Below are 18332 nucleotides of genomic sequence, written 5' to 3' on the forward strand. Positions count from 1 at the left end.
GGACTTTGGCTAATTTTGAAACCCTATGTCGGAAGAAAAGAGCGCTGACGTTCCTACCGTAGGGCAAGGGTTTATGATAAAATAAACAAGTTGAGTGAATGAAAGATTTGTGAAAAAACAGGAGGATGAATATGTTCCTCAAACAATTAGATACGATAGGATTTAAATCATTTGCCGAAAGGGTCACTGTTGATTTTGTGTCAGGCGTGACATCTGTAGTGGGACCTAACGGAAGTGGAAAAAGTAATATAACGGATGCCATCCGCTGGGTATTGGGAGAACAATCAGCACGCTCGCTCCGTGGAAGTAAAATGGAAGATATCATCTTTGCGGGGAGTGACAGCCGCGCTCCGTTGAATATGGCTGAAGTAATGTTAACCTTAGATAATTCAGATCAGGCACTGCCGCTCGATTATCAGGAAGTCAGTGTGACAAGGAGAGTTTACAGGTCTGGGGAAAGTGAATTTTATATTAATAACCAGACATGCCGGCTAAAAGATATCATAGATTTATTTATGGATTCCGGCCTTGGAAGAGAAGCTTTCTCTATTATAAGTCAAGGAAAAGTTGAGGAGATTCTTAGTTCCAAAGCAGAGGAGCGGCGTTCGATTTTTGAAGAAGCTGCGGGTGTCCTCAAATACAAACAACGAAAGAAAAAAGCAGAATCCAAGTTATCGGAAACACAGGAAAATCTAAATCGTGTGGAAGATATCCTACATGAAATTGATGGTCAGCTTGAGCCACTTAAAGAACAAGCGGCTATTGCAAAAGATTACTTAGAGAAAAAAGATGAACTGAAAAATATCGAAATTTCCTTATTAATCACTCAAATTGAGCAAGTCCACAGTCAATGGGAAGCCGTTCTCAATGAGCTTGAGCAGGTGAAAACACAGGAAAGGGAAGTGAAAGGGAGAATAGAAAAAGAAGAATCTTCTTTAGCTGCCCAAAGGAATGACGTCGAAGCTTTGGAAGCATCCTTAGAGGATCTTCAAACAAAATTGCTGGATCTTACGCGCGAACTCGAAAATCTCGAGGGGAAGAAGCAGCTTATGAAGGAACGTCATAAACATTTTGAAGAAAATAAATCTAAATTAGAAGAAGCCTATGAAGAGCTTTCTGCAAAACTTCTTCATTTAAAGACCATTGCAGAAGAAGAAGTCCAAAAATTAGAAGATGCAAAAGAGAAAAAAGAGCAAACGAAACGTGAACTTAACCAAACAAATCAAGCATTAAAGCAGGATATCCACTTGATGGAAGAAAAAATCGAAGACTTAAAGAGTGAATATATTGAACTTTTAAATGCCCAGGCAGCCAAACGAAATGAGAAACAGCTTCTTGAAAAACAATTGAATCAATTGCACTATAAAAAAGGCAGTCAAATTGATAAATTCAAGGATTTAAGGGTTGAACGCAGCCAACTAGAAGAAAATTTGAACAAAGCCTCTCATGAAGCTGAAGAACTTACACTTCAGCGCGAAGAGCTGGAAAAACAGGCCCAAGCATTAAATGATGAATATGAAAAAAACAAGCAAACGTATCAGGAATGGCAGGAGAAACTTTACAAAGGGTATCAGTATTTAGAAAAGATGCGTTCAAAAAAAGAAATGCTCGAAGAAATGAAAGAAGATTTCTCTGGTTATTTTCAAGGGGTTCGTGAAGTATTAAAAGCAGCGCAAAAAGGGCAGATTCCCGGGACCCACGGGGCTGTTCTTGAGTTAATTGATATTCCGTCACATTTACTTACAGCCATTGAAACGGCTCTCGGAGCCCAAGCACAGCATATTTTGGTGGAGGATGAGCGAACAGGGAGGCAAGCGATCCATTGGTTGAAGAACAATAATAAAGGACGCGCCACATTCTTGCCGCTCACTTCTATACAACCGCGTTTTGTAAATGGAACCTCATCCCTTTCTCAACAAGACGGTTATATTGGAATCGCAGCTGATTTGATTCATTATGATCAGATCCACTCAAAAGCAATCAAGCATCTGCTTGGCCACATCGTCATAGCGGAGAACTTAGAGTGTGCCAATCAGATAGCCCGTGCACTTAACCGCAAATACAGAATAGTGACCCTGGATGGGGATGTCGTTAACCCTGGAGGATCTATGGCTGGGGGGGCGAAAAAACAATCCAAGCAATCCTTGTTCACAAGGGAAAAAGAACTGCAGGAATTAAGTGAAAAAATCATGGAATATGATGCGAAAGCATTGGATGTAGAAAGCAAAGTGAAACAGCTCAAAAACATTTTAGCCGAGCAGGAACAGGAAAGAGAACAGTGGAATGCTAAACTTTCCGAAATGAAAAGAGAAGAATATGAAAAGCAATCCGATCGGCGGGAAATGCAAGTGAAACTCGATCATCTGAATGATCAGCTGCATTTATTTGATCAAGATCAAGCCCAGTATGATCAAGATTCTCATCATGCAGATAAACAATTAAAAGATCTTGATGATACGTTGGCATCACTGGAAAAGCAGCTTGACTCTGTAAATACTAAAATTGAAGAGCTCACAGTGACGAAAGAGAAACAGAAAGAAGACGAAGCCAATTTACAAGAACACAGACAAAAGCTTCAGATCCAACTGGCCGAGCAGGAGTCAGCTGTCCATAATCAAAAGGAAAAAGCGGATCGTTATCAGCAGGAAAAAGATCTGATTGAGCAAGAATTGCGCGGGAATCGTGCTTCTTATCAGCAGTTAATGGAAGTAAAAGATTCAAATCAAACCGAAGCAGATATTCAGGCTCAAATAGAAGCTATAAAGGCGGAAAAGGAAAAAACGTCCTCCTCCATTCAAGTGAAACGAAAGGAACGACAGGAACGAGGTGAAAAAATTCAGCACGCCGAACAATCGTTAAAAGAATGGAAACGGAGACACCAAAATTATATTCAAGATCAGCAGCAAAAAGAAGTTAAAGCCAATCGTCTGGATGTAGAGCTTGAAAACATGCTCCATTACCTGCAGGAAGAGTATGTGATGACTTTTGAGAAAGCTAGAAGAGACTACCCTGATGTGGAAGATATTGAAGAAGCTTCCACGCAGGTGAAGTTGATCAAGAGATCCATCGAAGAACTTGGTACCGTTAATCTAGGTGCGATTGATGAGTATGACCGTATTAAAGAGCGGTACGAATTCCTGAAGGGGCAACAGGACGACCTTCTTGAAGCAAAACAAACCCTCCACAATGTTATCAATGAGATGGATGGAGAAATGGAACGGAAATTTGAGGACACCTTTACGAAGATCCGGGCAGAATTTGGAGAGGTATTCCGTACATTGTTTGGTGGGGGAAAAGCAGACTTGAAATTGACGGATCCTGGAAATATGTTGGAAACAGGAGTCGATATTGTAGCCCAGCCACCAGGAAAGAAATTGCAAAACATGAGTCTCTTATCTGGGGGAGAACGAGCGTTAACAGCTATCGCGTTGTTGTTCTCCATCTTACGTGTCCGTCCGGTCCCCTTCTGCGTCTTGGACGAAGTGGAAGCAGCTCTGGACGAAGCGAATGTTGATCGATTTGCTAAGTTCTTAAAAGAATTCAGTGAGGAGACCCAATTTATCGTGATTACTCATAGGAAAGGGACAATGGAGGAGTCGGATGTTCTTTACGGTGTCACGATGCAAGAGTCTGGGGTTTCTAAACTCGTTTCCGTACGGCTGGAAGAAACACCGGAATTATTGGAAGCATAGGAAGGATGAGTTGATGAGCTTTTTTAAGAAACTGAAAGAGAAGTTTGTGAAAGATCAGGAGTCAGAAGAAGAACAGAAAAACCTGCAATCAGATGTGGAAGCGGGAGAGTCTGCCGATGAGGAAAGGCCTTTGGATGGAGAAACAGAAGGACCTATAGATGAAATGTCGGGTACTGACCAACCGGGTGCATGGGGAACTGATGAAGTGGCAGAACCGCCAGTAGATGAAGAAAGATCAGAGGCAGAAAAGGAAATCATTCCTGGGGATGATGAGAGGGAAGAAGAGCAGGAAAATCTAGAAGGTTTGCAAAAAGAACCTGATGAAGAAGAGAAAGTTTCGATTGCGTCCAAATTCAAAATGGGCCTTGCGAAAACGAGAGATTCTTTTTCCAGTAAAATCAATGATTTGGTTGCCCGGTATCGAACAGTTGACGAGGACTTTTTTGAAGAGCTTGAAGAGGTGTTAATTTCTGCAGATGTCGGGGTTACGACAGTGATGGAAATGATTGAAGAGCTCGAGATGGAAGTGAAACGGAGAAATGTCCAGGAGCCACAGAAAGTAAAAGAAATTATTTCCGAAAAGCTTGTTGAAATCTACTACGGGGATGATGAGGCAGCTGATATTGAAGGTTTGAATGAAAACCCGGATGGACTCACGATTTATTTATTCGTGGGGGTAAACGGGGTTGGGAAAACAACCACTATCGGAAAGCTTGCCCATCGCCTGAAGTCAGAAGGGAAAAATGTGACATTAGCTGCCGGTGATACATTTAGAGCAGGTGCGATTGAGCAGCTGGAAGAGTGGGGCAAACGGGTGGATGTCAATGTAACGAAACATAACGAAGGCAGTGACCCTGCAGCTGTAATTTATGACGGCATCCAGTCAGCTAAATCCAAAAACGCAGATGTGCTCATCTGTGATACAGCTGGGCGACTGCAGAACAAAGTGAATTTAATGAATGAGCTTTCCAAGGTGAAGCGTGTGATTGAGCGCGAGGTCCCTGGTGCTCCACATGAGGTTCTTCTTGTTCTTGACGCAACTACCGGCCAAAATGCTATGAGTCAGGCAAAAACGTTTTCCGAGGCAACAGATGTGTCTGGAATCGTGCTCTCCAAACTTGACGGTACAGCTAAAGGCGGTATCGTCCTGGCCATCCGAAATGAATTGGACATTCCTGTTAAACTTGTAGGACTTGGGGAGAAAGTGACCGATTTGGAAACGTTTGATGCCCACGCCTTTGTTTACGGCCTGTTTGCAGATATGATAGAGGAATATGAGGATGAAGAAGAAACTTTATAAGCCTTGACATGGTGGGACATGTTCCGTTAATATTTATGTGTAAAGGTATTTCACTTAACAAGGAGTGCTTCAAACGTGCTTGAAAAAACAACACGGATCAATTATTTATTCGATTTCTATCAATCGTTGTTGACTCCCAAGCAGAGAAACTATATGGAGTTGTATTACCTGGAAGATTACTCTCTTGGTGAAATATCAGAAACCTTTGATGTCTCGCGTCAAGCGGTTTACGATAATATTCGCCGAACAGAGACGATGCTTGAAGAATATGAAAAAAAGCTTCATTTATATGAGAAGTTCCAAAAACGCCAGCAAGTGATTAAGGAAATGGAAGCTGCTTATGAAAAAGGGCAGCTTCCTGAGCCTTTTGAAGGCTGGCTCTACGAATTACAAGAATTAGAATAGGAGGGTTTCTTCGATGGCATTTGAAGGTTTATCCGACCGTTTGCAGGAAACGATCAAGAAAATCAAAGGCAAAGGGAAGGTAACCGAACAAGACGTAAAAGAGATGACCAGGGAGGTTCGTCTCGCCCTCCTCGAGGCCGATGTTAACTTTAAAGTCGTGAAAGATTTTGTGAAGCGTGTCCGTGAACGGGCCATCGGTCAGGAGGTCATGGAAAGCCTGACTCCAGGACAACAAGTTATCAAAGTGGTTAAAGAAGAGTTGACCGAATTAATGGGCGGGGATGAAAGTAAAATTGCTGTGGCCAAACGCCCTCCGACCGTCGTCATGATGGTCGGTCTGCAAGGTGCCGGTAAAACAACGACAACAGGAAAACTGGCAAACCTGCTTCGTAAAAACTATAACCGTAAGCCGTTGCTTGCTGCAGCGGATGTTTACCGCCCGGCAGCCATACAACAATTGCAGACCCTCGGGAAACAGCTGGATATGCCCGTCCATGAAGAAGGTACGGAAGAGAATCCAGTGGAAATTGCCAAAAATGCGGTAGCTAAAGCGAAAGAGGAACATTATGACTATGTTCTAGTCGATACCGCTGGTCGTTTGCACATTGATGGAGATTTGATGGGAGAATTGCAAGAAATCAAAGAGGCAGTGAATCCTGATGAAATCTTTTTGGTTGTCGATGCAATGACAGGTCAGGATGCTGTAAACGTGGCGGAAAGTTTCGATGAACAACTGGATATCTCTGGTGTTCTTTTGACGAAACTGGACGGGGATACACGTGGCGGTGCCGCCTTATCGATCAAAGCCGTTACAGGCAAGCCAATTAAGTTTGCTGGTATGGGAGAGAAGCTTGACCAGCTTGAAACGTTCCACCCAGAGCGTATGGCTTCGCGGATTCTTGGAATGGGAGACATGCTGACATTAATCGAGAAAGCTCAAACACAGGTCGATGAAAAACAGGCCAAAGAGCTTGAATCAAAAATGCGTAATGCTTCCTTCACATTCGAGGATTTTCTTGAACAAATGGAGCAAGTGAAAAACATGGGGCCTCTCGATGAAATCTTAAATATGATTCCAGGTGCGAACAAGATGAAAGGTCTTCAAAACGTATCGTTTGATGACAAACAAATTGTCCATGTGGAAGCAATCATTCAGTCGATGACTAAGAATGAACGCCAGGACCCGTCTGTCATGAATGCGAGTCGCAAGAAGCGGATCGCAAAAGGCTCAGGTACCTCTGTTTCGGAGGTTAACCGATTGTTAAAACAGTTTGAAGAAATGAAGAAAATGATGAAACAAATGAGCAATACGAAAGGGAAAAAAGGCAAAGGAATGAAATTTCCGTTTATGTAATGGAAAAATCCTTTACACACCCTAGAAGTTCTGCTAAAATCTAAATCTGTGTGAAACATTAAAGAAATTTGGAGGTTGTTAAAAATGGCAGTAAAAATTCGCCTAAAACGTATGGGATCTAAACGTAACCCATTTTATCGTGTAGTAGTTGCTGATTCTCGTTCTCCTCGTGATGGACGTATCATCGAGCAAATCGGAACATATAACCCAGTAGCTAACCCTGTAGAGGTTAAGCTTGATGCTGAGAAAGCAATTGACTGGATGTCCAACGGTGCGAAGCCAAGTGACACTGTTCGTAACCTTTTCTCTAATGAAGGCATCATGAAGCAGTTCCACGAAAAGAAAAACCAATAAATGATAAAGTAGTGGTGATCCCATGAAAGCCTTAATCGAAACGATCGTCACTCCGCTTGTCGATCACCCTGACAACATTGTGGTGGATGTGAAGGAAGAAAGCCATAAAGTGGTCTATCATCTTTCCGTCCACCCGGATGATTTCGGGAAAGTGATTGGAAAAAACGGGCGGATAGCGAAAGCGATTCGAACTGTCGTTTATGCGGCAGGCTCAGATTCTGAAAAACGAATCTATTTGGATATCATGTAAAGAACTAATTTTATTGGTGCAGGAAGGGAGAAGGGAAACCTTTTCCCTTTTTTACTATGTACATGAATGACAAAGAGAGGCGGACGGAAGATGCAAATCATCAGAACAGTGCCTGTCAAACAAATATTGACAGAGTCGAGTCGTGCGCAAATCAAAGAAAAATTTGACCGAAGATGTCAACAACTCGATCGGGAATGCAGCCAACTGTCTTTTGAACAAAAGAAACTGGAGCGCAAACCTGGCGTTTCGAAACAAGAAGTGGAACGCCGTTTTTCAAAAGAAATCAGCCGCCGCAAAGATCAGTTGAGATGGTTGGAATATCAACGCCAACAGTTGGATATCCTTCCTGATGAAAGTGAATTAGAAACAGATGAGGTTCAGGCGCTGATAGAAGTCGAAGAAGGCGACGACTGGGAGCAAACGATTCAGGATCGTCAAATCGTCGTGAAAGACGGAAAAGTCATACGAGCGAGGTAATAGGACTTATGGAAAAACAGTTATACAATGTCGGTAAAATTATTAACACACATGGAATCAAGGGAGAAGTGAAAGTTCATCGTGTCACAGATTTTGATGAACGCTTTGAACCTGGTCAGCTTTTGTATTGGGTAAATGATAAACAGGAAAAACCGAAGCCGCTTGTCATACGCACACACAGGGTGCATAAAGGGTTCGATCTTGTGAGTTTTGAAGAACATCCTTCCATTAATGATGTGGAACCTTACAAAAACGGTATGCTTATGGTTTCAGAAGAAGAGCAGGAAGAGCTTGATGATCATGAGTTTTATTTCCATGAAATTATTGGATGTAAAGTTTTCCTCGAGTCTGGTGCAGAATTGGGAGAAGTTAAAGAAATTCTTACTCCGGGGGCCAATGATGTCTGGGTTGTGAAGCGGAAACAACAGTCTGATGTTCTCCTTCCATATATAGAGCCTGTGGTGAAAGAAGTAGACACAGAGCGAAAAGCAATCATCATCGATCCAATAGAGGGGCTGCTAGATTAATGCATATCGATATTTTGACACTTTTTCCAGAAATGTTTGATGGCGTTTTACAAAACTCCATTATGAAGCGGGCTCAGGATCAAAAGGCTTTCTCCTATCAATACATCAATTTCCGTGATTTTACGGAGAACAAACACAACAAGGTCGATGATTATCCATATGGGGGAGGAGCAGGGCTTGTGCTGTCTCCTCAACCGATTTTCGATAGTATTGAAAAAGTAAAGCAAAAAGCGGAAAAAGCTCCGCGTGTGATATTGCTTTGTCCTCAAGGGGAACCGTATTCTCAGAAAAAAGCTGAAGAGCTGGCAGAAGAAGATCACCTTGTGTTCATTTGCGGCCATTATGAAGGGTATGATGAACGAATTAGACAGGAACTTGTAACAGATGAAATTTCAATCGGTGACTATGTATTGACTGGCGGTGAACTCGGGGCCATGGTAGTTATAGATTCTGTGGTGCGATTACTTCCAGGAGTCCTTGGGAATGAACAGTCGGCTCCGATGGATTCATTTTCAAGCGGATTATTGGAACATCCCCATTACACACGGCCAGCTGATTTCCGAGGTCGTAAAGTCCCCAATGTCCTTCTATCAGGAAATCATGCTAAAATTGATGAATGGAGACATTATCAGTCACTAAAACGTACGTTTGAACGAAGGCCTGATTTACTTGAGGAGAGAAAATTGTCCTCCAAGGAAGAGGCATGGGTTCAAGAATGGAAAAATAGCTGAGAGCTGTTGATGTTTGTCTACCAATATGGTATATTAAATCTTGTGCTTAAACGATCGGTTTAAGTGGAAAACGATGTTCCGCTGCCTCTTAGAAGACATGAGCATTAGTTAAAAAGGAGTGAAAATCATGCAACAATTGATTCATGACATTACAAAAGAACAGCTTCGTACGGATCACCCAGACTTCCGTCCTGGTGATACTGTAAAAGTACACGTGAAGGTTGTTGAAGGCAGCCGTGAGCGTATTCAGGTATTCGAAGGTGTTGTCATTAAGCGTCAGAACGGCGGAATCAGCGAAACATTCACTGTACGTAAAATTACTTACGGTGTTGGTGTGGAGCGTACATTCCCGGTTCATTCCCCACGTATCGCTAAGATTGAGCGTACACGTCGTGGTAAAGTACGTCGTGCGAAACTTTACTACTTGCGTAACCTTCGCGGTAAAGCTGCACGTATTAAAGAAATTATCTAATTTCAGTGGAAAGGAGCTTGCTAGTCAAGCTCCTTTTTTCTACTTAAGCTTTAGGTCAATGAGATGTTATGATCTGATAAGAAAAATATTAAAGGATATGGCCGTTATCTGGAAGACCCGCTTTCCCCTTGAGTTAAAGCTCTTTAGGGTCTCACCTAAACGGCTCTTTCTGTAGGAATCTATATGAAACAAAACCTGAGTTTAAGAAGTTTTTTATGATATTATAAGATAATAGCTAATACTTTTAAGACAAAAATAGAAAACAAGTGAGCCGTTCAGCAGCAGCCCCTGCTATGACTTGTTCTTACAACCTGAGGCAAGTAGAGAGGGATCTGGTTTGCCGCTCAGACTCCTTGAAAGCAAGGGAAGAGGATAAATATGAAACAGCAATGGTTGGACTGGATTAAGGCATTTCTTATCGCCGGTGTACTCGCGATTGTTGTGCGGGTTTTCTTGTTTGCACCAGTTGTAGTTGAAGGCCCTTCAATGTTGACTACTTTACATAGTGGTGATCATCTAATTGTCAGCAAACTCAATTATACGCTGGGTTCACCAGAACGTTTCGATATTGTCGTATTTCACGCAACAGAACGCAAAGACTATATTAAACGAGTCATCGGTCTGCCCGGAGACTATATTGCTTACAAAGACGACCAGCTTTATGTCAATGGGAAAGCTGTTGACGAACCTTTTCTTGAAGAACGAAAACAACAATTAAATGGCAATCGCCCATTAACGGAAGATTTTAAAATGGAGGAATTACCAGGAGAATATCAGGAAGTTCCTGAAGGGTATTTATTCGTACTGGGAGACAACCGGAACAATTCGACAGACAGCCGGATGCTTGGCATGATCGATCAAGACCAAATGGTAGGGGAAGCGGTTATTTCCTACTGGCCGCTAAACCGCATTCAGCTGGTCAATTAGGAGGATGTAAATGACCATTCAATGGTTTCCAGGCCACATGGCCAAGGCAAAAAGGGAAGTGGCGGAGAAACTGAAGCTCGTTGACTTCGTTATTGAACTTGTGGACGCACGGGCCCCACGCTCTTCACAAAACCCTATGCTTCAGAGTATTTTACAGGAAAAACCGAAATTAATTGTACTGATGAAAAAAGACTTAGCTGATTCACAGGTTACGAATGAGTGGATTGAACATTTCAAAAACGAAGGCATACCTGCTGTGGCTATTGAAGCGAATCAGAAACAGGATGTTCAAAAAGTTGTTCAGAAAGCGAAAGAGCTAGGGAAAGAAAAAATAGAAAAACTCAAAGCTAAAGGAATACGCCCAAGAGCATCTCGAGCCATGATTATAGGAATACCTAATGTAGGGAAGTCCACACTCATTAATCGTCTGGCAAATAAGAAAATGGCGAAGACAGGTGATAAACCAGGTGTCACGACAAAACAGCAGTGGATCAAAGTAAAAAAAGAATTTGAGCTACTTGATACACCCGGGATTCTTTGGCCGAAGTTTGAGGAAGAAGAAGTCGGTTACAGACTGGCTTCCATCGGTACGATAAAAGATCAGATTCTGCCGAAGGAAGATGTGGCTGCCTATGTGTTGGATTTTCTCAATCATACTTACCCAGACTTGTTAGAAGAACGGTTTGGACTGCAGAATGTGGATGACATCATGGAGGTCTTTGCATCCATTGGTAAGAAAAGAGGCTGCCTCGAGAGTGGAGGACAAGTGAACTTTGATAAGGTAGCCGATATTATTTTACAGGATTTACGAACAGGGAAGCTTGGTTCTATCAGTCTTGAACGCCCAGATTCGTAACTAGAAGCGCAAAGTGGCAGGAGCCTCTTGCGCTTTATTTGTTGTCTTGAAAGTTAAAAAAATTCTGTGATCAAACATACTATGTTAAGCGTAATAAGAGACCACTTGGAATTTAGAATATGAAAGAAACGGAGTACTTTGATTTTATGACTCAACTGACCATTACACAAGTGAAAGAAAAACTGAACGCTGACGAACCATTATCGCCGCATGAGCTATCCATGTTTAAAGAAGATAAAAGAAAAGGGGTTCAACAGCTCATCCGCCGCTATGAAAAAGAGAAACAACTAAAATATGAACGAAAACAACGCTATGAAGAAATGATGAAGTTTGAAAAAGAGTTATATCAGAATGGATTCTCTCCTATCGCAGGGATCGACGAAGCGGGAAGAGGGCCCATCGCGGGGCCTGTGGTAGCAGGAGCTGTGATCATGCCGCACGAGTATTATTTAGAAGGTTTGAACGACTCCAAAAAATTAACTTTTAAAAAACGAGAAGAATATTTTGAAAGAATCAAAAGGGATGCTGATTGGGGCGTTGGCATCGTGACAAATGAAGAAATCGATCAAATTAATATTTTTCAAGCTACAAAGTTGGCGATGAAACGAGCAGTTGAACAGCTTTCCAATCAACCGGAACATCTTTTAATTGATGCTATGGAGCTGGACAATCTATCGTATGCTCAGACAAGCCTTGTCAAGGGTGATGAAAGAAGTGTGTCGATCGCTGCTGCGAGTGTTATGGCAAAAGTAACAAGAGATCGCATGATGGCAGAGCTGGCGACTGAATATCCCATGTATCATTTTCATAACAATCAAGGATATGGAACAAAGGAACACTTAAGTGCTCTGGCAAGATATGGAGCTTCACCTGTCCATAGACGGTCGTTTGCCCCTGTTAAAGATTTACTATAGGGGGAATAGAATCATTGATTTGGAACTTGTCTCACGGATTGTGTAGGAGACTTGAACATCATACATCAGGGCATCGCCCCGCAAATTTTATCCACAGCTGGGGTCAGCCGCCCCCAGCTCAGAATGTTTTTTATGGTACGGGGGAGCCTTTTTTTAACGGATCATGCTATCATAAGGATCCTTACACTCTTTAGGGCAGGTTGCACTCACGATTGGGGAACAGCGGGATTCCCTTGAGAGAAGGACGCTGCACGACCACTTTACTTTTGTAGGGGCACAACGGTTCCATAAAACATCTGGGAAGGGGCCTTACACGCTTCTGCCAATTAGTTGAATACATAATGGCAACAAGTGTTTAACGAAGAGTCAACCGTAAATATGGATTATATTATCTTCTACTACTCTAGTTTACATAATAATATACATGTGAATCTATTGAATTTTTCGACAGAAATCTAGCTTAGTATGGACAATTGATAGCGTTTTTTTATACAATGAACATGCAGTGAAAATTGATGGGAGGATGAAACATGAACATTCACGAGTATCAAGGAAAAGAAATCATGCGTGATTTTGGCGTATCTGTGCCAAACGGACACGTGGCATATACCGTAGATGAAGCTGTCGAAGCAGCCAAGAAATTAGGTAGTGATGTTACGGTTGTCAAAGCGCAGATCCATGCAGGCGGCCGTGGGAAAGCCGGTGGAGTCAAGATCGCTAAAAATCTTGATGAGGTGCGTACATACGCTGACGAAATACTAGGAAAAACACTTGTAACCCATCAGACTGGGCCAGAAGGCAAGGAAGTAAAGCGCTTACTTATTGAAGAAGGCTGCGATATTAAGAGTGAATACTATGTTGGTCTTGTTCTCGATCGCGCAACAAGCCGTGTGACGATGATGGCATCTGAAGAAGGTGGAACAGAAATAGAGGAAGTCGCTGAAAAGACTCCCGAAAAAATCTTCAAAGAAGTCATTGATCCTGTAACAGGTCTCACACCGTTCCAGGCTCGTCGACTTGCTTTTAACATCAATATCCCGAAAGAATCCCTAGGAAAAGCAGTTAAATTTATGCTTGGGTTATATGAAGTTTTTGTACAGAAGGATTGCTCAGTAGCAGAAATTAATCCATTGGTGACAACTGGAGATGGAGGCGTGCTTGCACTTGATTCGAAGTTAAACTTCGATGATAACGCATTGTTCCGTCAGAAGGATATTGCTGAGCTTCGTGATCTTGAAGAAGAAGATCCGAAAGAAGTGGAAGCTTCTAAGTATGACCTTAGTTATATCGCTCTTGATGGAAATATCGGTTGTATGGTTAATGGAGCAGGCTTAGCCATGGCTACGATGGATACAATTAAACATTATAATGGAGATCCTGCCAACTTCCTTGATGTCGGCGGTGGTGCGACAACGGAAAAAGTTACCGAAGCTTTCAAAATTATTCTATCCGATGACAATGTTAAAGGAATTTTCGTTAACATTTTCGGTGGAATTATGAAATGTGATGTTATTGCTGAAGGTGTTGTGGAAGCAACAAAACAAATCGGGCTGACATTGCCACTTGTCGTTCGTCTTGAAGGCACGAATGTAGACGATGGGAAGAAAATTCTTGATGACTCGGGCTTAAATATTACGTCTGCAGATTCAATGGCAGAAGGCGCACAAAAAATCGTTGAACTAGTCAAGTAAGAAAGGCGGGGAATCAGATGAGTGTATATATTGATAAGAATACAAAAGTCATTGTACAGGGAATTACAGGATCTACAGCATTGTTCCATACTAAACAAATGATTGAATACGGTACACAAATCGTTGGTGGTGTAACACCAGGTAAAGGCGGTACGGAAGTAGAAGGGATCCCAGTTTTCAATACAGTGTCAGAAGCTGTCGAGAAAACAGGAGCCAATGCTTCAGTCATTTATGTGCCTGCACCATTCGCTGCAGATGCCATTTTGGAAGCGACGGATGCAGAACTTGACCTAGCCATCTGTATCACTGAGCATATTCCTGTACTCGATATGGTAAAAGTAAAACGTTACATGGAAGGCAAGAAAACTCGTCTTGTCGGACCTAACTGTCCTGGAGTTATTACTCCGGACGAATGTAAAATCGGGATTATGCCTGGTTACATCCATAAAAAAGGCCATGTAGGCGTTGTATCCCGTTCTGGAACCTTGACATATGAAGCCGTTCACCAGCTTTCCGAAGCAGGTATCGGTCAGTCAACAGCTGTAGGTATTGGGGGAGACCCTGTGAATGGGACCGATTTCATTGATGTTCTGAAAGCGTTCAATGAAGACCCGGATACAGAAGCTGTTATTATGATTGGTGAAATTGGTGGAACGGCAGAAGAGGAAGCCGCGGAATGGGTGAAAGCGAACATGAGTAAACCTGTGGTTGGTTTCATTGGGGGACGCACAGCCCCTCCTGGAAAGCGAATGGGCCATGCCGGTGCCATTATTTCCGGAGGGAAAGGGACCGCTGATGAAAAAATCCGCGTGATGAATGAATGTGGTATTCAGGTAGCTGAAACCCCATCTGTAATGGGGGAAACACTCATTCAAGTCCTGAAAGATCAGGACCTCCTTGATAAATGCAAAACACATTAAATGAGATGATAACAGAGGCCGTATCGATAGTGATACGGCCTCTGAATTATGGAATTGAGGTGCCTAATGGAAAACCGCAGAAGACGTTTAATTCTCCTTCATTTATGTCCTCAAGTCACAAGACCCCTGCTTAAAAAGTTAATGAAAATGGACCCTTCCTTGCTTTATCCCTTTTCCTGTACTCCATTGGATTTTTCCACGCAATTATCGATTCCCTTTTCTAGAGCTCAAGCGGTTATTAAACATGTAAATAATCATAATATAATGAAGAAACTCGACATTTACGAGCAATATTTTACGATTCTCACGTGTTTTGATAACCAATATCCCCCGCAACTGCGGTTAATCCCGGATCCTCCTTATGTCCTGTACGTTCAAGGGGACCCTACCCTATTCACTTCTCCTCTATCTATCAGTGTGATCGGAACCCGTAACCCTTCCTCTTATGCTCTTCCCACGATGAAGAAAGTTCTTCTTCCACTGATTCACTCAGGTTTCACTATTGTTAGTGGGATGGCGCTAGGAATAGACCAATTTGCACATAGTCTTGCTCTAGAGAATCAAGGAAAAACAATAGCGGTTCTTGGTTCAGGATTTCAGCATATTTATCCTAAAAACAACCTTTATCTTTATAAGAAGATGGTTGAAAACCATACTGTTATCAGTGAATACCCTCCGGATGTTCCGGCTAGAAGATATCAATTCCCAGAACGGAATCGTCTGATTTCAGGTTTGACGCCTTCTACGTTCGTAATTGAGGCGCGTTTGAAAAGCGGTACGCTCATTACTGTTGACCAAGCACTGGAGCAGGGGAAGGATGTCTATGCTCTACCTGGGCCTGCAGGGAGTGCTACGAGCGAAGGGTGTCATAAAATGATTAATGATGGAGCTAAATTAGTACACACGTACCAGGATATTTTAGAGGATTGGTTAGAATAATTTGAAAAATTTGTTACAAAGGTGGTACAGTCAAGGGGAGAATAAGACCAATTTAAAACTTTTTTGAAAAATATATGTTTGACAAACGGTTTCATTGTATTTAATAATAGGGAAGATTTATTTTATGAAAAAGATCAACTTGCCAATCATAACAGAAAGATGAGGGAGTCGGGACAATCGGGATCTATATGGACATTGCCCGCAGGAAGAACCCCTTTATGCTTTTTCTACTAAAGTTAATAAATGAATAATAAAATGAATCAATGTGTATAAACAACTAAAGAGAAAACACCTCTATGGGAGGAACCTATATGGCAGATTATCTAGTAATTGTAGAATCACCTGCGAAAGCGAAAACAATTGAGCGTTATCTTGGAAAAAAATACAAAGTAAAAGCATCCCTTGGACATGTCCGGGACTTACCAAAAAGTCAAATGGGAGTGGATGTTGAAAATAAATTCTCTCTAAAATATATTACAATCCGTGGTAAAGGACCGGTTTTAAAAGAATTGAAGGCGGCAGCAAAAAAGGCGAAAAAAGTCTATCTTGCTGCCGACCCCGACCGTGAAGGGGAAGCGATCGCTTGGCATCTGGCTCACAGTCTGGATATTGATGAGCAGTCAGAATGCAGAGTTGTTTTCAACGAGATCACGAAAGAAGCGATTAAAGATTCTTTTAAACACCCACGCTCCATAGATTCTGATTTGGTCGATGCTCAACAGGCACGAAGGGTATTAGACCGTCTTGTGGGTTACAATATAAGCCCGATCCTTTGGAAAAAAGTTAAGAAAGGGTTGAGCGCAGGCCGAGTTCAATCGGTGGCTGTCAAAATTATCATCGATCGCGAAAACGAAATTAAAAACTTTCAGCCTGAAGAATATTGGACGATTGAAGCTGATTTCTTAAAAGATAAAGAGGCGTTTGAAGGATCCTTTTATGGGATGGATGGAAAGAAGCTGGATTTAAAGACACAACAAGATGTGGAGAAAATTGAACAACGAATGAAAGGGAAAGACTTTTCCGTTGACAAAGTAAATAAACGGGAGAGAAAAAGGAACCCGTCTTTACCGTTTACGACCTCTTCCCTTCAACAGGAAGCTGCTCGTAAACTGAATTTTAGAGCGAAGAAGACTATGATGATCGCTCAACAGCTTTATGAAGGAATCGATTTGGGCGGAAAGCAAGGAACAACAGGTTTGATTACGTATATGCGTACAGACTCTACTCGCTTGTCCAATTCAGCAAAAGAGGATGCTAAACAATACGTAGAAAAAAACTTCGGAAAAGAGTATTTAGGTCATAACAAAGGTTCTAAAAAGCAGGAAGGCGCTCAGGATGCTCACGAAGCGATCCGTCCTACAGGGGCTGACAGGGATCCGAAAGCGGTGAAGAGCATTTTATCACGGGATCAGTATCGACTTTATAAATTGATCTGGGACCGGTTTATTGCCAGCCAGATGGCACCTGCCGTTCTTGATACGATGACTGTCCACCTTTATAATGAAGGGGTGGAGTTCAGAGCGACAGGATCGAAAGTTAAATTCAAAGGGTTTATGAAGGTTTACATTGAAGGACGGGACGATAATAAGAAAGAAAAAGACAAGCTTCTTCCTCATTTGGAAGAAGGGATGACGGTGAAAGCTGAAGAAATCAAACCGAATCAGCATTTTACTCAGCCGCCGCCCCGTTATACGGAAGCACGTCTTGTGAGAACCCTCGAGGAATTAGGAATAGGACGACCGTCCACGTACGCTCCAACACTTGATACGATTCAACGCCGCGGCTACGTAGCACTTGATAATAAGCGTTTTGTACCGACAGAACTTGGTGAAATCGTCTTAGAGCAGCTGAGGGAGTATTTCCCGGAGATTATCGATGTCGATTTTACAAAAGGGATGGAGGATGACCTGGACGCTATAGAAGAGGGGAAAGAAGACTGGGTCAGCATCATTGAGGAATTTTATGAAGGCTTCCACCCTCGTTTGGAAAAAGCCGAAAAAGAAATGGAAGAAGTGGAAATTAAAGACGAACCCGCAGGAATTGATTGTGAGAAATGCGGCCATGAAATGGTTTATAAAATGGGGCGCTATGGTAAATTCCTTGCATGTTCCAATTTTCCAGACTGTCGCAACACGAAACCCATCCTTAAGAAAGTCGGCGTCACATGTCCGAAGTGTAAAGATGGAGAAGTCGTCGAGCGGAAAAGTAAAAAGAATCGGAAATTCTTTGGATGTGAAAACTATCCGGAATGTGATTTCATTTCCTGGGATAAGCCGATCAGCCGTCCATGTCCCAAGTGTGAGTCCTTACTTGTCGAGAAGAAATCGAAAAAAGGTACACAAATCCAATGTACGGATTGTGATTATAAAGAAGAGCCACAATCATAAAGCAGTTATAATTTAAAGAGTCTATGACTATCCTTATAGTTATAGACTCTCTTTCTTTTTTGATTGACAGTCGTCTTCAGGGACGCTATAATTACGCTTTGGTAAGTCTACATACTTGACAGGCTTTCATAACGGA

General features: G+C 42.2%; 17 protein-coding genes. All 17 read left to right on the top strand.

Annotated elements, in window-relative coordinates:
• Window positions 1–131: 131 nt before the first annotated feature.
• The 17 genes from smc to topA all read left to right on the top strand — a co-directional run bounded on the left by smc (window position 132) and on the right by topA (window position 18196).
• Complete coding sequence (gene smc / locus BLW54_RS08595; protein WP_074733997.1) at window positions 132–3692, top strand: chromosome segregation protein SMC; 3561 nt, start codon at window positions 132–134, stop codon at window positions 3690–3692.
• A gap of 304 nt (window positions 3693–3996) precedes the next feature.
• A complete protein-coding gene (gene ftsY, locus BLW54_RS08600) occupies window positions 3997–4992 on the top strand; it encodes a signal recognition particle-docking protein FtsY (RefSeq protein ID WP_035507501.1) in 996 nt (331 codons plus the stop codon).
• 75 nt (window positions 4993–5067) lie between these two features.
• Window positions 5068–5397, top strand: coding sequence for a putative DNA-binding protein (locus tag BLW54_RS08605; protein ID WP_035505385.1), 330 nt, complete (start codon window positions 5068–5070; stop codon window positions 5395–5397).
• A gap of 13 nt (window positions 5398–5410) precedes the next feature.
• The gene (gene ffh, locus BLW54_RS08610) at window positions 5411–6751 is read left to right on the top strand and encodes a signal recognition particle protein (protein ID WP_035505382.1); all 1341 of its coding nucleotides are present in this window, start codon (window positions 5411–5413) and stop codon (window positions 6749–6751) included.
• Window positions 6752–6835: 84 nt separating this feature from the next.
• Window positions 6836–7105, top strand: coding sequence for a 30S ribosomal protein S16 (gene rpsP, locus BLW54_RS08615; protein WP_035505381.1), 270 nt, complete (start codon window positions 6836–6838; stop codon window positions 7103–7105).
• A gap of 22 nt (window positions 7106–7127) precedes the next feature.
• Complete coding sequence (locus BLW54_RS08620; RefSeq protein WP_035505379.1) at window positions 7128–7355, top strand: KH domain-containing protein; 228 nt, start codon at window positions 7128–7130, stop codon at window positions 7353–7355.
• 90 nt (window positions 7356–7445) lie between these two features.
• Entirely contained in the window at window positions 7446–7832 is a 387-nt protein-coding gene (locus BLW54_RS08625) for a YlqD family protein (protein ID WP_074734001.1), read from the top strand.
• Between the two features lie 8 nt (window positions 7833–7840).
• Window positions 7841–8359 (top strand): ribosome maturation factor RimM, encoded by a 519-nt coding sequence (gene rimM, locus BLW54_RS08630; RefSeq protein ID WP_035505375.1) that lies wholly within the window; start codon window positions 7841–7843, stop codon window positions 8357–8359.
• Window positions 8359–9090, top strand: coding sequence for a tRNA (guanosine(37)-N1)-methyltransferase TrmD (trmD, locus tag BLW54_RS08635; protein ID WP_074734003.1), 732 nt, complete (start codon window positions 8359–8361; stop codon window positions 9088–9090). The genes rimM and trmD overlap by 1 nt, the downstream gene beginning before the upstream one ends.
• Before the next feature lie 127 nt (window positions 9091–9217).
• Entirely contained in the window at window positions 9218–9562 is a 345-nt protein-coding gene (gene rplS / locus BLW54_RS08640; protein WP_035505372.1) for a 50S ribosomal protein L19, read from the top strand.
• Between the two features lie 378 nt (window positions 9563–9940).
• Window positions 9941–10489 (top strand): signal peptidase I, encoded by a 549-nt coding sequence (lepB, locus tag BLW54_RS08645; protein WP_035505369.1) that lies wholly within the window; start codon window positions 9941–9943, stop codon window positions 10487–10489.
• A gap of 10 nt (window positions 10490–10499) precedes the next feature.
• Window positions 10500–11345 (top strand): ribosome biogenesis GTPase YlqF, encoded by an 846-nt coding sequence (ylqF, locus tag BLW54_RS08650; protein ID WP_074734005.1) that lies wholly within the window; start codon window positions 10500–10502, stop codon window positions 11343–11345.
• Between the two features lie 119 nt (window positions 11346–11464).
• Window positions 11465–12259, top strand: coding sequence for a ribonuclease HII (rnhB, locus tag BLW54_RS08655; protein ID WP_231622324.1), 795 nt, complete (start codon window positions 11465–11467; stop codon window positions 12257–12259).
• Window positions 12260–12789: 530 nt separating this feature from the next.
• Window positions 12790–13950, top strand: a complete 1161-nt coding sequence (gene sucC, locus BLW54_RS08660) for an ADP-forming succinate--CoA ligase subunit beta (RefSeq protein ID WP_074734007.1) — start codon at window positions 12790–12792, stop codon at window positions 13948–13950.
• A 17-nt stretch (window positions 13951–13967) separates the two neighbouring features.
• A complete protein-coding gene (gene sucD, locus BLW54_RS08665; RefSeq protein ID WP_035505362.1) occupies window positions 13968–14870 on the top strand; it encodes a succinate--CoA ligase subunit alpha in 903 nt (300 codons plus the stop codon).
• Window positions 14871–14936: 66 nt separating this feature from the next.
• Window positions 14937–15809 carry a DNA-processing protein DprA gene (gene dprA, locus BLW54_RS08670; protein ID WP_074734009.1) on the top strand — a complete coding sequence of 291 codons (873 nt, stop codon included), beginning with the start codon at window positions 14937–14939 and terminating at the stop codon, window positions 15807–15809.
• A 311-nt stretch (window positions 15810–16120) separates the two neighbouring features.
• Complete coding sequence (gene topA, locus BLW54_RS08675; RefSeq protein ID WP_074734012.1) at window positions 16121–18196, top strand: type I DNA topoisomerase; 2076 nt, start codon at window positions 16121–16123, stop codon at window positions 18194–18196.
• Window positions 18197–18332 lie beyond the last annotated feature (136 nt).

This window comes from Halobacillus karajensis (genome assembly GCF_900108515.1).
Classification (GTDB): Bacteria; Bacillota; Bacilli; order Bacillales; family Halobacillaceae; genus Halobacillus; species Halobacillus karajensis.